The sequence below is a fragment of the Pseudarthrobacter cremeus genome, from assembly GCF_051857465.1.
Lineage (GTDB): Bacteria > Actinomycetota > Actinomycetes > Actinomycetales > Micrococcaceae > Arthrobacter.
In genome coordinates this window covers 1-15,197 of record NZ_JBPZHC010000019.1, presented here as the reverse complement: position 1 = coordinate 15,197, position 15,197 = coordinate 1, and the positions used below count along the sequence as shown (strand labels likewise).

Sequence of the window (15,197 nt, the reverse complement as noted above, 5' to 3'; positions counted from 1 at the left end):
AGGGGCTATGAAGGGCGACTTCACCCGGGAGACATTCGACCGACGGCTACACTATACGCGCGTGCTGATGCAGCAGGGGCGGGTGCAGCTCGACGCCGACTGGAACGAGCAGACGGCCATCTCCCAGCACCACGTCCGCACCCTGGCGGCTGATTTGATCGGTCCGCACGGCGGTCCCGCCGCAGCATGCGGGTTCGCGTTAATACGTGACCCGGCGGTCGTAGACACCCTGACCGACGACCTCGGTAGGCCGTTGTCCGCCCAACGGGTCGATGAGCTAAAGGGCCGGATGAAGCGTGGCGACTTCCTCATTGGACAGGGCCGCTATTACGTCGACGGCTTGCTGTGCGAGTGCGACACCGCGACGACGTACGGCGAGCAGCTCGGCTACCCCTTTGACGACGCCACGACGATCGAGGCTCTGGCCGGCGTCGATGGAGTGCTCGTCTACCTTGACGTGTGGGAGCGGCACGTGTCTGGGGCCGAGCGCTCCGACCTGCTCGACGTCGCGCTGTCCGGGCTGGACACGGCCACTCGCACCGAGCTGGTCTGGCAGGTGAAGGTACGCCGCGGCGACGGGCCGCTTACCTGCGGCGATTACGTCGGCCTCGCTCGGGAGCGGTTGCCGCTGCTGCGCGCCGATGCGCGCCTGCCAGAGGAGGACCTCGCCGCCTGCGTCATCGACCCCGAGTCGAGGTACCGCGGCGCCGAGAATCAGCTGTACCGTGTCGAGATCCACCGCGGCGGCCTCGCACGGGCTGCCGGTGAGGTCTCTGGCGGCGCGACCTTCGTCTGGTCGCGTGAGAACGGCTCGGTGCTCTTCTCCGTCCTCCAACACTCGACCGACGGGGACAAGACGGTCTTGGAGCTGGCCAGCCCCGGCCGCGACGGTCGTTCTGGTCTAGTGCCCGGCGAACGGGTACAGCTCGTCGACGACGCCAGCTCGCTGCGCGGCGCCGCCACGCCGGTCCTGCAGGTCGAGAGCGTCAACCGCGACGTCCTGACCGTCGTCCTGACCGGTGCCGCGGACGGCACCGGCAGTCGCCCAGAGCTGCACCCCGTGATTCGGCGCTGGGACCACGACGCCGACGATCCAGACACTAGCGATGAGGGGGCGCTGCTGGTGCGAGAGGCAAAAAGCGAGGACGACGGCTGGATCGAACTCGAGGACGGCGTGATGGTGCAGTTCCCGGCCTCGACAGTCGACGGCAGCCCGAATTACTATCGCACGGGCGACTATTGGCTGGTGCCCGCCCGCACGGCCATCGGCGACGTTCTCTGGCCGCAAGAGGCACACGGCGAGGAACAAACGCCACGACCGCGAACCCCCGACGGCATTCAGCACAAATACGCGCCGCTGGCCGTTGCCACCTTGGCCGCCGACGGCACTTGGTCCGTCTCTAGCGACTGCCGCGCCCAGTTCGCAACGATGCCTGCGGCATTCTGAGGACGCCCTCCGAGAAACCGGCATCTGGCGAAGAACTTAGGGGACACGCCCTAATTGATTTACGAGTTCTCCCTCGACATGCAATCGGGCCATACGCCAAAGTTAGGCCTGACTCAGCGCTGGCAGAAGTTATGGCTCGAGCACTGCAACCGCACAAACCCTCCATGCTCGCGTTCGAAGCTGCATCCCCAGGCCGTGAAACCATCCGATCGGGTTAGTACATCCAACCATGCAGGAAATGCCTTTCCAGCTGCTCGCGACTGATGGATCTTGAGCGTCGTGACCGAGAGCCCGAACTCCGCCCCATAAGCCGTGGGCATGGTCAACATTTTTCCACGAGCACAAGCTCGCTAGGTCAAGGAGTCAACAAAACCGGAGGCAGTCCCCGGTGCCCGTATGCGCCTCACAGTCACTCCGCGTTCAGGTGCCGCTTGAGCCATGCAGCCCCACAGTACGCGCTACCCCAGGACGCGGCTCCTCCGCAGTCACAGCGCGAAAATGCGGCTCGCTGTAATAGATTCAAGAAACTAAAGCTCATGTAAGGGGTACATCGTGTGCTGAACCACTGAGCCTGCGGATCTTCTCGCGCGGCTGGCCCATTCCAGGCAAGCCCGCTCGGCGGAAGGCAGCAATCTGGGCACTGGCCACCTCCGTAGGCCAGCTGATTGCACAGTTCCGATCAGAACAGCCGGAATGCCCTAGTGCTTGCACACGACACTCGGGCTTCGCTGAGACGGTAGCGGCGTGAGCACACATAGTTGGTTGGCTTGTTACTCGGCACGTGCGTCTCGTCCATCAAGCGAGGCGATCGGCTTACAGTTCAACAACCAGAAACCCGGTAACCAGCGGGAACTTGTGTGCCCAAAACTGATGTGCACCACACCGGGTTCGTGGGTCCGGCGGTGTCTAGGCCACCATGAAACCGACTTCTTCGGCCGGGAAGGTGCCGCCAGCAGTCCACTTATAAGGCGCAGCGGTACACCGGCGTCGATTGCTGGGCGCGCAACGGACTCCAGACATGCACTATGGCGAACGTGCTACTGCTGCGGGCATCCGCCTAAGGAGGGATGCCGGGCAACAAGACGCCGTGCCCGCGATCCTTCAGTCGGAAGATATTAGAACGATAACGCAGGTGTAACGTTCCGCCCGTAGTCTGGGCGCGAGAAAGGTCGATGCGTTCGGCTGGCTTATGACTTCTCTGTGTAGTGGCCGAGTGTCTTGCCAGACTGGTTATTGGCCCTCGCACTTTGAAGTGCTTTGGAAGGGAAGGGAGAGGCGAACTAAATGGGAAACTTTGGGAGTAGGCGCATTCTTGCCGTTGTAGTGATTGCCTTGATTTTTGCCTTTGTGCTAGCAAGCGTACTTTTCCTGACGCTGTTCTTCTATCGCGACCCGCGCGTAGAAGCGAATACTCTTGAATTTGAAGCCGCCAAAACTTTCCTTCAGATTGCTGGGGTAATTCTCTTTGGTGCTTTCGTGGCCCTGGCTACATTTCTCTTTCAACAAGAATGGACCTTTCGACGGGAGAACTTCAGCAGAGAAACCCAAAATCTTCGCGATGAGAGGGAACGACAGGACGCTGCACTCCGCAATATATTGAACGACACTCTTGAAACCTACAATGGTGTGAAGAGGATCCGACGAGTATTAAAGGCAGAGACAGGACCTGTGGGCCGAAAGTCGATCTCAAAGGAGGTATATAGGCGGCATCTACTTGATCTGAACAACTATCAGCTGACCTTTGAATACTTGAAGAGAACGGCGCCGACGCTTAATGATCGGCGTTTATATTCGAATCCAGCTGTTAGCCGGGTGGTTAACGTTCCACTTGATCTTGAGCGCGAGTACAAGGGCGTAGAATCCTATTTGAACCGGATCGTCAAGGAGTTTGAGGAAAATCTTCACACTGTTGAGGAGCGCGAAAGCGTTCCTCTCTCATCCCTTGCATCACTGAACCAATTTGTTACAGTTACCGGCGATTTTACGATTGGCGTCTCCACGCGTATAGATCAGATTATTGCGGCCTTGCAGAAGGCCTTACTCGTTCCTCTCGTGCTGCCCAAAGTCGGCGGTCAAGAGACTTCGCTGTGATTCTGCCCGTCTGTGCACCCCGATGGGACAGGTCCTGACGGCCGGTGCGTTCCCGCCGGCCTCGGGCTCCGGTGTAATAATCCTAGAAGGTCGTAATGGCAAAAAATGAATCTGATAAGAATAATTCTGCCGAGCTCAGGGGCGAGGATCCCGCCTCGAATATCGCTGGTACCGCTCTAATCACCGGTGATACCTTCGCTGTCAGGGCTCTAAACTACGCATCTGTCGAAGGACAGGCCATGTTCGAGGGTGACATCTCGCTCGGGCCGGTCGACGAGGTTGAGTCCCACAACGACGCGGTACGTGCCGCCCTCGACCCGACTGTTGCCGCAGGCGTCGCCATTACCGGGCACCGCTGGCCCGGCGGCCGCATTCCATTCGAGATCGCCGGCAGCATGCCGAACCAGCAGCGAGTCACGGACGCAATCAACCACTGGCATGCCAATACGGCGATCCGCTTGGTAGCCCGGACCACCGAGACCGACTACGTCGAATTTTTCGACGGAGGCACCTGCTGGTCTCGGGTGGGACACCAGGGAGGCAAACAACAGATCAGCTTGGGCCCGGGCTGCAGCACCGGCAACGCGATCCACGAGATCGGCCACACTGTTGGTCTGTGGCATGAGCAGAGCCGAGAGGACCGCGACAACTTTGTCACGATTCAATGGGTGAACATCCAAGCTGGCATGGAGCATAACTTCAACCAGCACATTGCCGATGGTGACGATATCGGAGCGTACGATTATGGCTCCGTGATGCACTATTCGGCCACTGCATTCAGCAGGAACGGGATGCCGACGATTGTTCCCGTCCAAGCCGGTGCTGTGGTCGGTCAGCGCAACGGTCTCTCAGCGGGTGATATCGCGGCAATTCGTGCCATGTACCCGGAGCTTTATCCAAGCCCATTCAAGAAGCTGCGGGACGACGGCGGTGGGGTCAAGAAGCTGCGGGACGACGTTGGTGGAATCAAGAAGCTGCGCGATGACGGCGGTGGGGGTGGGGTCAAGAAGCTGCTGGACGACGGCGGTGGGGTCAAGAAGCTGCGCGATGACACCGGCGGAATCAAAAAGCTGCGCGACGACACCGGCGGGATCAAAAAGCTGCGCGACGATGGGTTCGTTAAGCCCCCTGCTGACTTCCCAAGCAGGCCAGGACCCGGCGAAGTGGTAAGCCCGACGCAGGGTGCCGTCCTGCCGTTCGGCCTGGCCACCGGCCACCAAGACCCGATGGCTGCCGCGTATGCCGCAGGGGATGCGAATACGGGGGACCTGTTTACTGCCTACGACACCCTGATCGAGGAGGCTACGGCATCGCTCATCACGATCGCCAGCCAGCTGCAGCAACTCCGCGACGAACGGGACGCTCTCATGCTGGCAATGGGGCTGTAAATGATCCTCATCGTCTCCCATGCGGGGGACGATCACGCCGCTGCGGTGCTCGATGTGCTCGGGCGCGACGAGCACCCGGCCGTGCTGCTCGACACTGCGAGGTTTCCGACTGAGATGCATCTAGACGCATCGATAGGCGCCGACGAGGTAAGGATGGTGATAGAGGCCAGGGATGGTGCGGTCGTAAGCCTAGATGTCTGTCGCGCTGGCTGGTGGCGGCGTCCGAGGCCGTACGAGCTCCACCCTGAGCTCGACCCATCCGCTGTGCAGTGGGCGTACCAGGAGTGCCACGAGGCGTTCGCCGGCATTCTGGCCTCCGCCCCGGCCTCCTGGGTCAATGAGCCTTATGCCGACGAACGCGCCTCCCACAAGCCCTACCAGCTGACCATCGCCGCGCGGCTTGGCATACCCTTCCCTCGGACGCTAATTACGACTAACCCGGAGAGGGCTAGGGAGTTCATCAAAACGAACAATGATGCCGGGACGATCTTCAAGAGCTTCCGGGCGACCGAGGAGCAGTGGCGGGAGACCCGCCTCGTCGGAAAAGGTGAGCTCGAGCGGCTCGATGAACTGCGGCTCGCCCCAACAATTTTCCAGCAGCGCATAGACGCTGTGTCAGACCTGCGAGTCACCGTTGTTGGGAACGAGGTATTCGCCGTCGAAATTGATAAACAGTCCGATCTCTACCCGCACGACTACAGAATGAGTATGGAAAGTGCCGAGTTCCGCCCCGTGCAGCTGCCTGAGATGTGGGTCGCCCACCTTCGGCGCCTGATGGCTGAGCTTGGACTTGTCTATGGGGCGGTCGACCTAATGCGCCTGCCCGATGGCAGACTGGTGTTCTTGGAGGTCAATCCTTCCGGCGAGTGGCTGTTCGTGAGTGACCGCTCAGGGCAGCCGATCACTGAGGCAATGGCGAGCCTGTTGAGACGCTTCGACAAGGAGGGGTAACCGTGTCCAGGAGCGAAGAACATAGCGAGGAAAGGGATCCAGAGAGCCCTGAACGGACGGTTCATGGTGTCTTACATGTACCCGGCGAGGTACCGCAGCACGCCGCTCGGCTGGTTGTCCGGGTCCTCGACGTGGGCCGTGCCGACGCCGCCTCCGAGGTGATCGTGGAGAAGATAATCACAGACGCTCATCTCGCCTCGGAGACTCCGTTTGAGGTCTCTGTGCCCAAAAACACCGTGGGGCCCTCATATATCCTTCAGGTGCATGTTGATCTGGCTGGCACCGGAACCTTTTCCCCCGGTGACTACCTCACCACGCAGGCCTACCCGGTCCTCGCGGGTGGTCCGGATGAAGATCTGGAAGTAAAACTAACGAGGATCTGAGACTGGCTGCAAATGGAAACTTCACGACAGATCAGGGCAAGCTGCTGCATCAACCGCACGCGGAGTAAGCCCCGTGACGCCATCGGATACATGCTTGCCTCCCACGCCCTTCCACCGCACTCCTAAGCCGGGGGACGGATTCTGTATGACTTTCCGGCAGTTCTGGGGTGTATTGGCCGCAACGGCTGCACTTATGGCCTTCGTGCTGGTCAACGTCGACTGGTCTCCGGCCGCCGTGACGGATCCAGCCCGTACCTTGTTTCTGAACGCTCAGGGTGTTCTGCGCTGGAGCCAGAATCCCGACCGGACCCCGTTTTCGGTTCTGGAACTCGTATTATTCCTCGCCGTTGGCCTGGCGTTCGTCGCAGCAGGGATCACTGCATGGCACAGCAGGCCCAACCGGAATCCAGGTCTGCTGCTCGTGGTGTCGGGCTGGATGTGGCTGGCGGCCGGCCTGCGGCTGTCGAGCCATCCTCTGGCCTTCACCCTCGGGGTGACACTGACTTTGATGTACCAACCCCCGTTGCTGCAGCTGGCCCTGTCCTTTCCCGGGGGCGTACTGCGCAGCAAGTGGGAGAAACGGTTCGTCGTTTTTTTCTTTGCCTCCTGGCTGTTCATTGCGATCGCCGGGTGGGCTTTCTTCGACCCGCGGCAACAGATTCCCGGGCACGCCTCAAGCTCGCAGAATCTGTTCCTGTTGTGGAACAGTCCGGAGATCACCAACCGGATCGGCAACACGGCGAGGGTATTCCAAATCTGCGTGGGCCTTGCGGTGGTGGCTGTCCTGGTCGCACGGTGGCGCTCCGGGACACCCGCATATCGAGCCTCATTCCTGCCACTATGGCTGGCCGTCATCCTGAAGACCGCTGCAACCATCTGGGTTTCTCTGGCGGTAGTGCAGCTATCGGGGAGCCTCTCGCCGGCAGCGCTGTTATGGCAGTATCCCGCGACTGCGGTGGTGCCCTTTGCGGTGTTGTTCGGACTATGGCGCTACCGCTTTGCCCGCGGCACCCTCGGCGAGGTCATGGTCGAAATCGGCGCGGCACCTGTGAGCGACAAGCTCGTCCGCGTCCTGCGCCGCTCCGTTCACGACCCCACCCTGGCACTGTGGCGTTGGTCCGCCGAAGCCGAGCAGTTCATCGACGACGACGGGCGGCCGCAGGCCCTGCCCAATGACACGTCAGGCAGGGCTGCTATCGTCCTCGAACGCAGCGGCACGCCCTTCGGCGCTCTGGTCTTTGACGAGACGCTCAAGGACCAACCGGAACTCCTCGCCGCCCTAAGCAGCGCAACCGCCCTCACCCTCGAAAACCAGCATATGGAGCAGCAGCTGCGCGAACAGCTGATCGAGGTCAGACGCTCCCGGCAGCGCATTGTCACGGCCGGCGACGACCGCAGGCGGCAGTTGGAGAGGGACCTGCACGACGGCGCCCAGCAGCGGCTCGTGGCCGTCGCCATGGCACTGGCCAGGGCACGGCGGGTCGAGGATCCGAAAGACATACGCTTCCTCCTGGAGCAGGCGGGCCAGGACCTGAACGAGGCCCTGGCCGAGCTCCGGGAGTTGGCACATGGCGTCTACCCGCCGTCACTACGCGAGCGCGGCCTCCTCGCGTCTGTGACCGCACTTGCTGAACGCACGGCCTTACCCATTCAAGTCGAGGCCGACCTTCCCCTTCGGCCACCGCCCACGGTGGAGCTGGCCGCCTATTTCATCTGCGCCGAAGCGGTCACCAACACCGTCAAACACGCAGCGGCCACTTCCATGGCCATTTCCCTGACCAGCACCACAAAGGAACTCTTCATGACTCTTACCGATGACGGCCGCGGCGGGGCCGAATTTGGACCTGACGGCGGCCTGCTCGGCCTCACAGACCGCGCGGAAGCATTGGGTGGCGTCCTGACCGTTACCAGCCCACCTGGGCGGGGAACCACAATCACCGCAGTCCTACCCTTCGTCAATGACGCCGAACGGTCCCTGCCATGACCCTGCGTGTGGTGATCGCTGATGACTCAGCCCTGCTGCGGCGGGGACTTGCGGTGCTGCTGGCCTCCGAAGGCCTCGACGTCGTCGGGGAGGCCTCGGAAGCACAGGGCCTGCTCGACCTGGTAGCAAACCACCGACCTGACGTGGCCGTGGTCGACATTCGCATGCCGCCGTCCTACACCCTCGAGGGCATCCGGGCGGCGGAACAAATCCGCCGAGACCACCCGGAAACCGGGGTTTTGCTGCTTTCCCAGTACATCGAAACGGACAACGCCATGGCCCTTTTGAGCAACGGGGCCCGCAGCCTTGGATACCTCTTGAAGGAACGCGTGTCGGACGTGGACGACTTCCTGGACGCACTGCAGCGGGTTGCCAGCGGAGGAACCGCCATTGACCCGGACCTGGTCACTCGGATGGTCTCCCGGCCGCGGACCGCGGACCGCTACAGTCAGGAATTATCCAGTCGGGAGAAGGATGTACTGGGGTTGATGTCGGAGGGCCGCACTAACAACGGAATAGCCTCGGCGCTGTTTATGGGCGAGCGTACCGTCGAGGCGCATGTCCGCAGCATCTTCCTCAAATTCGGGCTTCACCCTGAGCCAGAGGACCACAGGCGGGTGCTGGCCGTTCTTACTTACCTGCGTGCCGGACACGATCCCCGCCCCTGAGTGGGGATCGGTGCAAGGGGGCCTCGTTGTCAGGATGCAGCGAGCGCCGAAACGCGCGCCCGCAACTCCGAGCGCATTAACTGGCCTAACTGGAAGCTGGGCTCCTGGTCGAACGTGTCCTGCCAGAGACTGCGGAAACGGCGATACGAACGCTGGGCCCCGTTGATGTTACCGGCAGCGAGTTCTGCCCGGACCAGCAGAATCATCGAGCTTTCGCGCAGAGGTTCGAGGTTAACTGCCGCCATCGCCGCCGTTTCCGCCGTCTCTGCATCACCCGCGGCGAGCGCTCGCTCGGCTGCTCTGTCCAGGGCGGTGACCCGCAGGTGGCGGAAACGCTCCTGTTCGTCGATGACCCAGTCCTCATACCATCCGGGCAGTAGTTCTCCGGTCCGCAACTCCTCGAGCGGAACAGGCTCCCCGTCTGCGTATGTCAGGGAGTGTTGCAGGATGTGGAGGTCAACGGCCACTGTTGGGCCCAGGGTTAGCGGGTCCTCCACGTCCACCAGAAGGCCCGGGAGTTCGTGTGCCACATGCCATAGTGCCACCCGCATGCTGGCTCCCGCCTGGTTGTCGTTGCTGTCTGGCCAGAGCAGCCCCGCAATGGCCGTTCTGGGTCGTGGCCCAAGGAGGGCAATAGCGGTGATCAGGCGTCGTTGCCGGATCCCCACCCGCACCGGTTGGCCGAGGCGCCGTAACTGCCAACAGCCCAAAAGATTCAAAGTCCACGTAGTTTCAGTCATTGCCGGATCCCTTGTGCCCTAGGTGGTGAAAGTGTCCTCCCAGTCTGCTGGGGGCCGCGGAACGGGGCCTCCGTGCTATCACTTAACGGCTACAGCGCAGAGCGCGGCTCGTGCTCTATAGGCGGTCACTTAGATTGGTCCTCCGTCTTCCCTGGCTGCTCATCTTCAGCACGGCGCTCCGGGAGTCAGCTTCTGGACCGGAACTATTGGCTTTGCTTTAGCAGTTCAAGAATCAGCCTCCTATTCGAGGGATTGCATTCTTAGGGAATTGTTGTCAAGCATCTCTAAGAGCGCGGAAGAGGTCGAAATCCGGGCTATCCAGAAGGGCGATAGGGCATGCAGGCTTTGGCAAGGAAAGAATGCTCGTGCGAGGCGAGGTAGTAACGCGCCTGTAACGGGCAATGACTTATATTCACCTCATGTATTCAGCAGCTGTGGGATCCACCCAGTGGTCCTGAATTTTAGGTTGTAGCAACCCTTTGAGGTCATGGCTTGGACACATGCATGGCCGAAACGGGAAAAACCTAGTTGTTGTTCGCAAATGTTGGACCACATGCGCAATGGACTCTGAGGAAGTAGCCGTGAACGAGCAGGATGACGGGACCCGGGCTGCCGAAAATTGCGTGGCGATGGATGTAATAGTCCGGCCTCAGAAACGCAGGCGGATCTGGGTCCAGCATGTCGATGTGGACACGGCCCGCATTGAGAGCCGAGTAAGGGCAATACGAAAGCGTGAACCAACGTTGACTCCCTACCAAGATTCCATTGCCAACGCCGTGTGCGCTTTTTCCCAGAGAGCCTGGCTTGCGGCTAACAAAGAGGATCCGGCACCGCGCGCCCTTGCCAACTGGTGGCGAGGCACGCTGGTTGAGGCGGCCTATCGAAATCTCCATGCAGCCCGCACCCAAATGATCGACCTATATAGCCCAGCGGAGCTCCGTGCAGAGATACCGATGGTGGTTGCCCGAGCTAATGCCACCCTTCATCGGGACGATCCCAGACGCATCACAATCCATGAGCTTCAGAAGGAAAGCGTTGAAAATCTTCGGCCTCGTATGCGCCGTGTGGTCGGTGACAGCTACGAGCAACTCGACCTTGAGCATGCCCAGCTCCGAAGCTTCCGTAACATTGTCCTAATCTCAGCCCGCTTCCTTCTTCTACTCCTGGTCCTGACTGTGTCCTTTGTCACCACGCACCCAACATTCATTCCATTCTGCTTTCCCGGAGAGCAGTCACCGAACGCGCCAACGGTCATCCAGGCAACGCATTGTCCAACAAGTTCAGGACCCCAGGCAGCGCCCACGGGAAGCGATATTCTCGTCGTGGCCCTCTTGGGGGCCTTGGGCGGTGCTACAGCCGCCACGCTCTCCATACGGAACCTGAAAGGATCCTCGACACCGTACGACGTGCCGATGGCACTTGCCTTTCTCAAGGTTCCGCTCGGAGTGCTCGCTGCCATCCTGGGCCTCGTCGCAGTTCAGGGAAACTTTGTGCCGGGTCTTTCCCGTCTAGACTCCCAAGGCCAAATTCTGGCCTATGCTCTCATCTTTGGTTTTGCACAACAGGCACTTTCGCGTCTGCTGGACAAGCGGGCACAGGATCTAATGGAAGGGCTCCCAGGGGGGACGAATGTAGAACCACGCCCCCCAGGCGAGGGCAGGCTTGAGATAGGGGCAAGCGAGGGGCTCGAAGGTGTAGCTCCGGGTCAAAAACAAGTCAGCCGGGAGCGGGTAGTTTGGGTTAGAACTAAATCCGGTAACGCGTAAGCCTCAAAGCGGATCGGAAGCTGGCGTTTGACGCGACACCGGTAGCAATCGCTCTAGCGGGCAATAGTAACGCGTGGGTAACGGACTGCCTCCACACTCGAGGTAATAGCCACAAATATGGCTGCAGATAATACGCGGGTATCTAGGACGAAGCCAGATGCCCACATCTGAATTTTCATGACCATTCTGACTAGACGTGGCGACTGCCCACCGGGGCAGGCCGAGTGGAGGGGAGCGCAGGAACATGACAGTGGGTATTTGTCTCAGCGGTGGCGGAGCCAAGGGAGACTTCCAAGTTGGAGCGCTGCGGTATCTGTACGACCGAAGTATTCGCCCGACGATACTTTGCAGCACTTCCGTTGGCTCCGTCAATGCGATCAAACTCGCCGAAGGCGAGGACCCCGGCAACCCAAACCGTGGACTGGCCGGGCTCGAACGACAATGGTCAGCCCTTCAAAGAAATTCCGATATGTTTTCGGAGGAAGACTGGCTTAACGACCCAGACATGGATGTGCGTGTGCGGGATGTCCTCACGGGCCGCTCCAAGGGTTTGGGTATCTCGGCCCCAAACCCGGATGCCGGGCGGTGGGGTGATCTGGGTCCGCTGATCCAGGTGATCAGTGATATCGGCTTTCTGATAGACGACGGTGCCGACCTCCTGAAATCCCTCAACGTTGTCGCCAAAAGAGCGAGGGCACTCTATAACCTTGGCCCCATCGAACGTCGGCTCCGTAACGAAGTTGATATGGCAGCCGTGAACGGCTGGGCTTCTGCAGGTGGCAAGCTCCGGTTGGCAGCGGTTGCACTAGAAAGCGGCAATCTCCGCTATGTCACTGAGGCCGGGACGGTGATCGAGCGTGACGGTTCGCCTATTCTATGGGCCGGACCTCTGACTCCGGCATGCGCCACGATCCTAGGGGAAGCTCAAGGGTATGAAGCCGACATTGCCGACCTTCAGGAGGACTTGCGTAATGCCGCCCCCGGAGAAAAAGCACAGATTGTTCGTGAGATCCGCCGTCTACGGGCGCCCCTTGAACGCGCGCGGGCCGGCTTTGAAGCCTGCCGCAAGGCACAGCCTCCGGTTCCCCTCACTGTTGACTTCTCGACCGGCGTTCTGGCATCGGCCTCCATTCCGGGTATTTTCCCGCCTGTCGCTATCGGTGATGAGCATTACGTCGACGGCGGAGTTCGTGAACTCCTGCCCATCCAGGCTGCCGTCACCCTAGGCGCCGACACGATTTACGCGGTCAGCGCCTTCACCTTCAACGTCAGTCGGCGGGACTCATTCGCACGGGCACATCTCGCCGAAATTCTGGCCCGTTCGGTTGAGGACCTGATGCTCAACGAAATTGGACTCGATGACACCCGGGTGCAACCGCCCGCCGCCAGCCCGGTCCCCAAGATTTTCCTCATAGCACCCGATGTGGAAATTCACGACGTGACAACCATTGACCCGGGACTCATTCAAATTAATCGGGACTACGGGTACATGCGGGCGGCAGATGCCCTCGATCAGGTCGGGACGGAGACGCGCCGGTGGGCCTTGGCCACGGACATTGCCGTGCAAAGGCGGGATACGTGGTCCCTCGAGAACCGCCGGTTTGGGCATGAAGACCCGACTCGACCGGCAGAGCGGGCGCAGGCGGCGGACCCCGCCCTCCAAGGGGACATAGATGCAGGGAAGGCCCGTCTGCAGACGCTTCTGGACGAACGGTCAGGGCTGGGTGCGCCGATGCCTTACGATATCGAACGCTGGGTTGGAACGCTGGAACTCCACCCTTGGACAGGGATGCTCAATGACGCTGTTTTTGTCAGGCAGGAGGTGCCAAACTCCCTGCCGAGGGGTGCGAGCCTGCCCGTGACTATAACCATGCGCAATTCCGGTACAACCACGTGGACTCCGGCCAACTCCCACAGACTCGGTTCGCAGTCGCCGCAAGACAACCTCGTTTGGGGATCAGGCCGTCAAGAGCTCCCCAACGCAGTGGGACCGGGGGCTCAGGTGACTTTTGCATTCACTATTACTGCACCTCCTCCTCCGGGAGCCACTTTTCAATGGCGCATGCTGCAGGAGGGCAACGAATGGTTCGGATCCATGACGCCGGCTGTATTCGTCGGCGTCGAGGAGGCCACGGAATGTGTATCGGTGCGGGCAGCGATAGCCGAGCTGCAGGCCGATATATCCGCCCTGCAGCAGGACCTTGCCAACGCCGCTCCTGGCGAGAAAGCCCAGATTGTCCGGCAGATCAACGCAGCACAGAACCGTGTTCGCGAGCAACGGGCCAGATATGACCAACTCGGCTGTAACTGATTCGAAGAACAACATCGTGTCGGGGACAGTCATTTCCGGAAATCGCGTCTTGCCAGCCAAAGGAAGGAAGACAACTCCTTGGGACAAGGGACACTCGAGAAACGGAAGGTGGCTGTCTCTCGACTGCTGTAAGCCGTCCAATCCAATCCGACGAGCATTGCCAGAATATTCACGGTCTGACGAAGAGGTAATGGCCGCTCTAGTTCCGTTTGGGCCGAACCGAGATGCTGGCTACAGCAAATACTGGAAGGTGTCTGAGCATGGATGATCCGCTGTGGGAGCGTGTTCTGGTTGCCGCGACCGGACCTGTCCTGACTGCTGTTTTGGCATTGTTCGTTCTAAATCAGGTGACCGGATGGGCGCAACGCCGACGGGAAGCTAACGAAACACGGGACGTGCTCACCAAGGGCGTCACAGAGACAGGCAACAGCCTATACCTTGGTCTGCAGGCGTTTTGGCGGAAGGCACGGGACGTGCCGATAAGCGACCGGGCTACATCGCCGGACTTATCCGAAGCCCGCGAGAAGCTGGACGAACTTTACGGGAGGGCCCGCTTGGGCGGACAAGTAATCGAGCAGCAACTTCGTATCTACTACTCCTCACCCGAGCCGGCCAAGAACTGGCACCGAGTAACTGACCTCTTATCCGTCAGGTACTTCCTGCTAACGGAGAGCAATAAAGTTCGACGCGCCAATATTTGCGCCAGAAACGCTGGACCGGCGCACTCGGGTCTGACAGAAGCGCAACTAATGAATCCTCAAGTTCTGCTAAACGCATACCGGGTTGCACTCGCAGGCACAGTCCGATCCCTCTGGGAATATGAGATAGACCGCAATGGAAAGCATATGCAGATCGCCAAAGTTCCTGGCGGAGACAACGAAGGCCAAACGGGCGATTAACCCGCGAATTCGGGGCGGGATGGATGTCGAAGTGGGCTCTCCGATAAACGGTATGTGGAGTCCGGCCGGTTTTCATTTTGAGTGGTTCTTTCGAACCGGCCAGCGAAGGCAATGGAGAACGCGCTCAGTGAAGGCTTCAACCGGCAGCACCCGACGTGCACGGCCGCTGCCAGTTAGATCAAGAGATCTGGTGACTGGATATGGGCATTTCAGGGCCGCCGTCTCGTTCGGAAAGTGCCCGCGGGCCCTTACCACCCTTCGGTAGCGTGCGTTGATCGACTCGATTGCGTTCGTCGTGCAGATCATCGGATCTCCACGACGTACTCCAGGAACGGCACGAACTCGGCCCAGGAGGACTCCCAGAGCCGCACGATGGCCGGATATCGCTGGCCCCATTCGGCAGTGAACGCGGCGAACCAGACCTTCGCCGCTTGCTCCGACGGCGCCGTGTAGACGGGCTTGAGCGCCTTGTCGATGCCCCCGCGGTGCTGGCTCACTTTTCGACCATCGCTGACAGTAGCGGAAGCTTACGGATCACGTGCACGTTATGCCGACGTCGGCATAACGTG

The 15,197-nt window shown here is 60.5% G+C and carries 11 protein-coding genes and 1 pseudogene; 10 read left to right on the top strand and 2 right to left on the bottom strand.

The annotated features are described in order from the left end of the window. The first annotated feature begins 7 nt into the window (after nucleotides 1–7). The 7 genes from ACS5PJ_RS21315 to ACS5PJ_RS21285 all read left to right on the top strand — a co-directional run bounded on the left by ACS5PJ_RS21315 (nucleotide 8) and on the right by ACS5PJ_RS21285 (nucleotide 8,912). Nucleotides 8–1,447 carry a DUF6519 domain-containing protein gene (locus tag ACS5PJ_RS21315; RefSeq protein ID WP_439436848.1) on the top strand — a complete coding sequence of 480 codons (1,440 nt, stop codon included), beginning with the start codon at nucleotides 8–10 and terminating at the stop codon, nucleotides 1,445–1,447. 1,284 nt (nucleotides 1,448–2,731) lie between these two features. Beyond that, nucleotides 2,732–3,538, top strand: coding sequence for a hypothetical protein (locus ACS5PJ_RS21310; RefSeq protein WP_439436847.1), 807 nt, complete (start codon nucleotides 2,732–2,734; stop codon nucleotides 3,536–3,538). 95 nt (nucleotides 3,539–3,633) lie between these two features. Beyond that, the gene (legP, locus tag ACS5PJ_RS21305; protein ID WP_439436846.1) at nucleotides 3,634–4,926 is read left to right on the top strand and encodes a Dot/Icm T4SS effector Zinc-dependent metalloprotease LegP; all 1,293 of its coding nucleotides are present in this window, start codon (nucleotides 3,634–3,636) and stop codon (nucleotides 4,924–4,926) included. Beyond that, a complete protein-coding gene (locus ACS5PJ_RS21300; RefSeq protein WP_439436845.1) occupies nucleotides 4,927–5,877 on the top strand; it encodes an MvdC/MvdD family ATP grasp protein in 951 nt (316 codons plus the stop codon). Nucleotides 5,878–5,879: 2 nt separating this feature from the next. Next, nucleotides 5,880–6,260 (top strand): YbaY family lipoprotein, encoded by a 381-nt coding sequence (locus ACS5PJ_RS21295; protein WP_439436844.1) that lies wholly within the window; start codon nucleotides 5,880–5,882, stop codon nucleotides 6,258–6,260. A 145-nt stretch (nucleotides 6,261–6,405) separates the two neighbouring features. Next, on the top strand, nucleotides 6,406–8,244 hold the full coding sequence (locus ACS5PJ_RS21290) for a sensor histidine kinase (protein ID WP_439436843.1): 1,839 nt from the start codon (nucleotides 6,406–6,408) through the stop codon (nucleotides 8,242–8,244). Continuing rightward, nucleotides 8,241–8,912, top strand: coding sequence for a response regulator transcription factor (locus ACS5PJ_RS21285; protein ID WP_439436842.1), 672 nt, complete (start codon nucleotides 8,241–8,243; stop codon nucleotides 8,910–8,912). Before ACS5PJ_RS21290 ends, ACS5PJ_RS21285 begins: the two co-directional genes overlap by 4 nt. 29 nt (nucleotides 8,913–8,941) lie before the next feature. Here ACS5PJ_RS21285 and ACS5PJ_RS21280 read toward each other — a convergent pair whose 3' ends face one another. Further along, the gene (locus ACS5PJ_RS21280; RefSeq protein WP_439436841.1) at nucleotides 8,942–9,652 is read right to left on the bottom strand and encodes an AfsR/SARP family transcriptional regulator; all 711 of its coding nucleotides are present in this window, start codon (nucleotides 9,650–9,652) and stop codon (nucleotides 8,942–8,944) included. Between the two features lie 581 nt (nucleotides 9,653–10,233). Here ACS5PJ_RS21280 and ACS5PJ_RS21275 point away from each other — a divergent pair. From ACS5PJ_RS21275 to ACS5PJ_RS21265, 3 genes are all read left to right on the top strand, one after another. Further along, the gene (locus ACS5PJ_RS21275) at nucleotides 10,234–11,418 is read left to right on the top strand and encodes a hypothetical protein (RefSeq protein WP_439436840.1); all 1,185 of its coding nucleotides are present in this window, start codon (nucleotides 10,234–10,236) and stop codon (nucleotides 11,416–11,418) included. A 244-nt stretch (nucleotides 11,419–11,662) separates the two neighbouring features. Continuing rightward, nucleotides 11,663–13,729: a patatin-like phospholipase family protein gene (locus ACS5PJ_RS21270; protein ID WP_439436839.1), complete on the top strand. Its 2,067-nt coding sequence runs from the start codon at nucleotides 11,663–11,665 to the stop codon at nucleotides 13,727–13,729. Between the two features lie 260 nt (nucleotides 13,730–13,989). Then, entirely contained in the window at nucleotides 13,990–14,628 is a 639-nt protein-coding gene (locus tag ACS5PJ_RS21265; RefSeq protein WP_439436838.1) for a hypothetical protein, read from the top strand. A 95-nt stretch (nucleotides 14,629–14,723) separates the two neighbouring features. Here ACS5PJ_RS21265 and ACS5PJ_RS21260 read toward each other — a convergent pair. Next, nucleotides 14,724–15,104: pseudogene (locus ACS5PJ_RS21260) on the bottom strand (transposase); the annotation flags it as partial. Nucleotides 15,105–15,197 lie beyond the last annotated feature (93 nt).

Coding starts and splice junctions, on each gene's coding strand:
- ACS5PJ_RS21315 (WP_439436848.1), top strand. CDS start 8: ATGAAGGGCGACTTCACCCGGGAGACATTCGACCGACGGCTACACTAT.
- ACS5PJ_RS21310 (WP_439436847.1), top strand. CDS start 2,732: ATGGGAAACTTTGGGAGTAGGCGCATTCTTGCCGTTGTAGTGATTGCC.
- legP (WP_439436846.1), top strand. CDS start 3,634: ATGGCAAAAAATGAATCTGATAAGAATAATTCTGCCGAGCTCAGGGGC.
- ACS5PJ_RS21300 (WP_439436845.1), top strand. CDS start 4,927: ATGATCCTCATCGTCTCCCATGCGGGGGACGATCACGCCGCTGCGGTG.
- ACS5PJ_RS21290 (WP_439436843.1), top strand. CDS start 6,406: ATGACTTTCCGGCAGTTCTGGGGTGTATTGGCCGCAACGGCTGCACTT.
- ACS5PJ_RS21285 (WP_439436842.1), top strand. CDS start 8,241: ATGACCCTGCGTGTGGTGATCGCTGATGACTCAGCCCTGCTGCGGCGG.
- ACS5PJ_RS21280 (WP_439436841.1), bottom strand. CDS start 9,652: ATGACTGAAACTACGTGGACTTTGAATCTTTTGGGCTGTTGGCAGTTA.
- ACS5PJ_RS21270 (WP_439436839.1), top strand. CDS start 11,663: ATGACAGTGGGTATTTGTCTCAGCGGTGGCGGAGCCAAGGGAGACTTC.
- ACS5PJ_RS21265 (WP_439436838.1), top strand. CDS start 13,990: ATGGATGATCCGCTGTGGGAGCGTGTTCTGGTTGCCGCGACCGGACCT.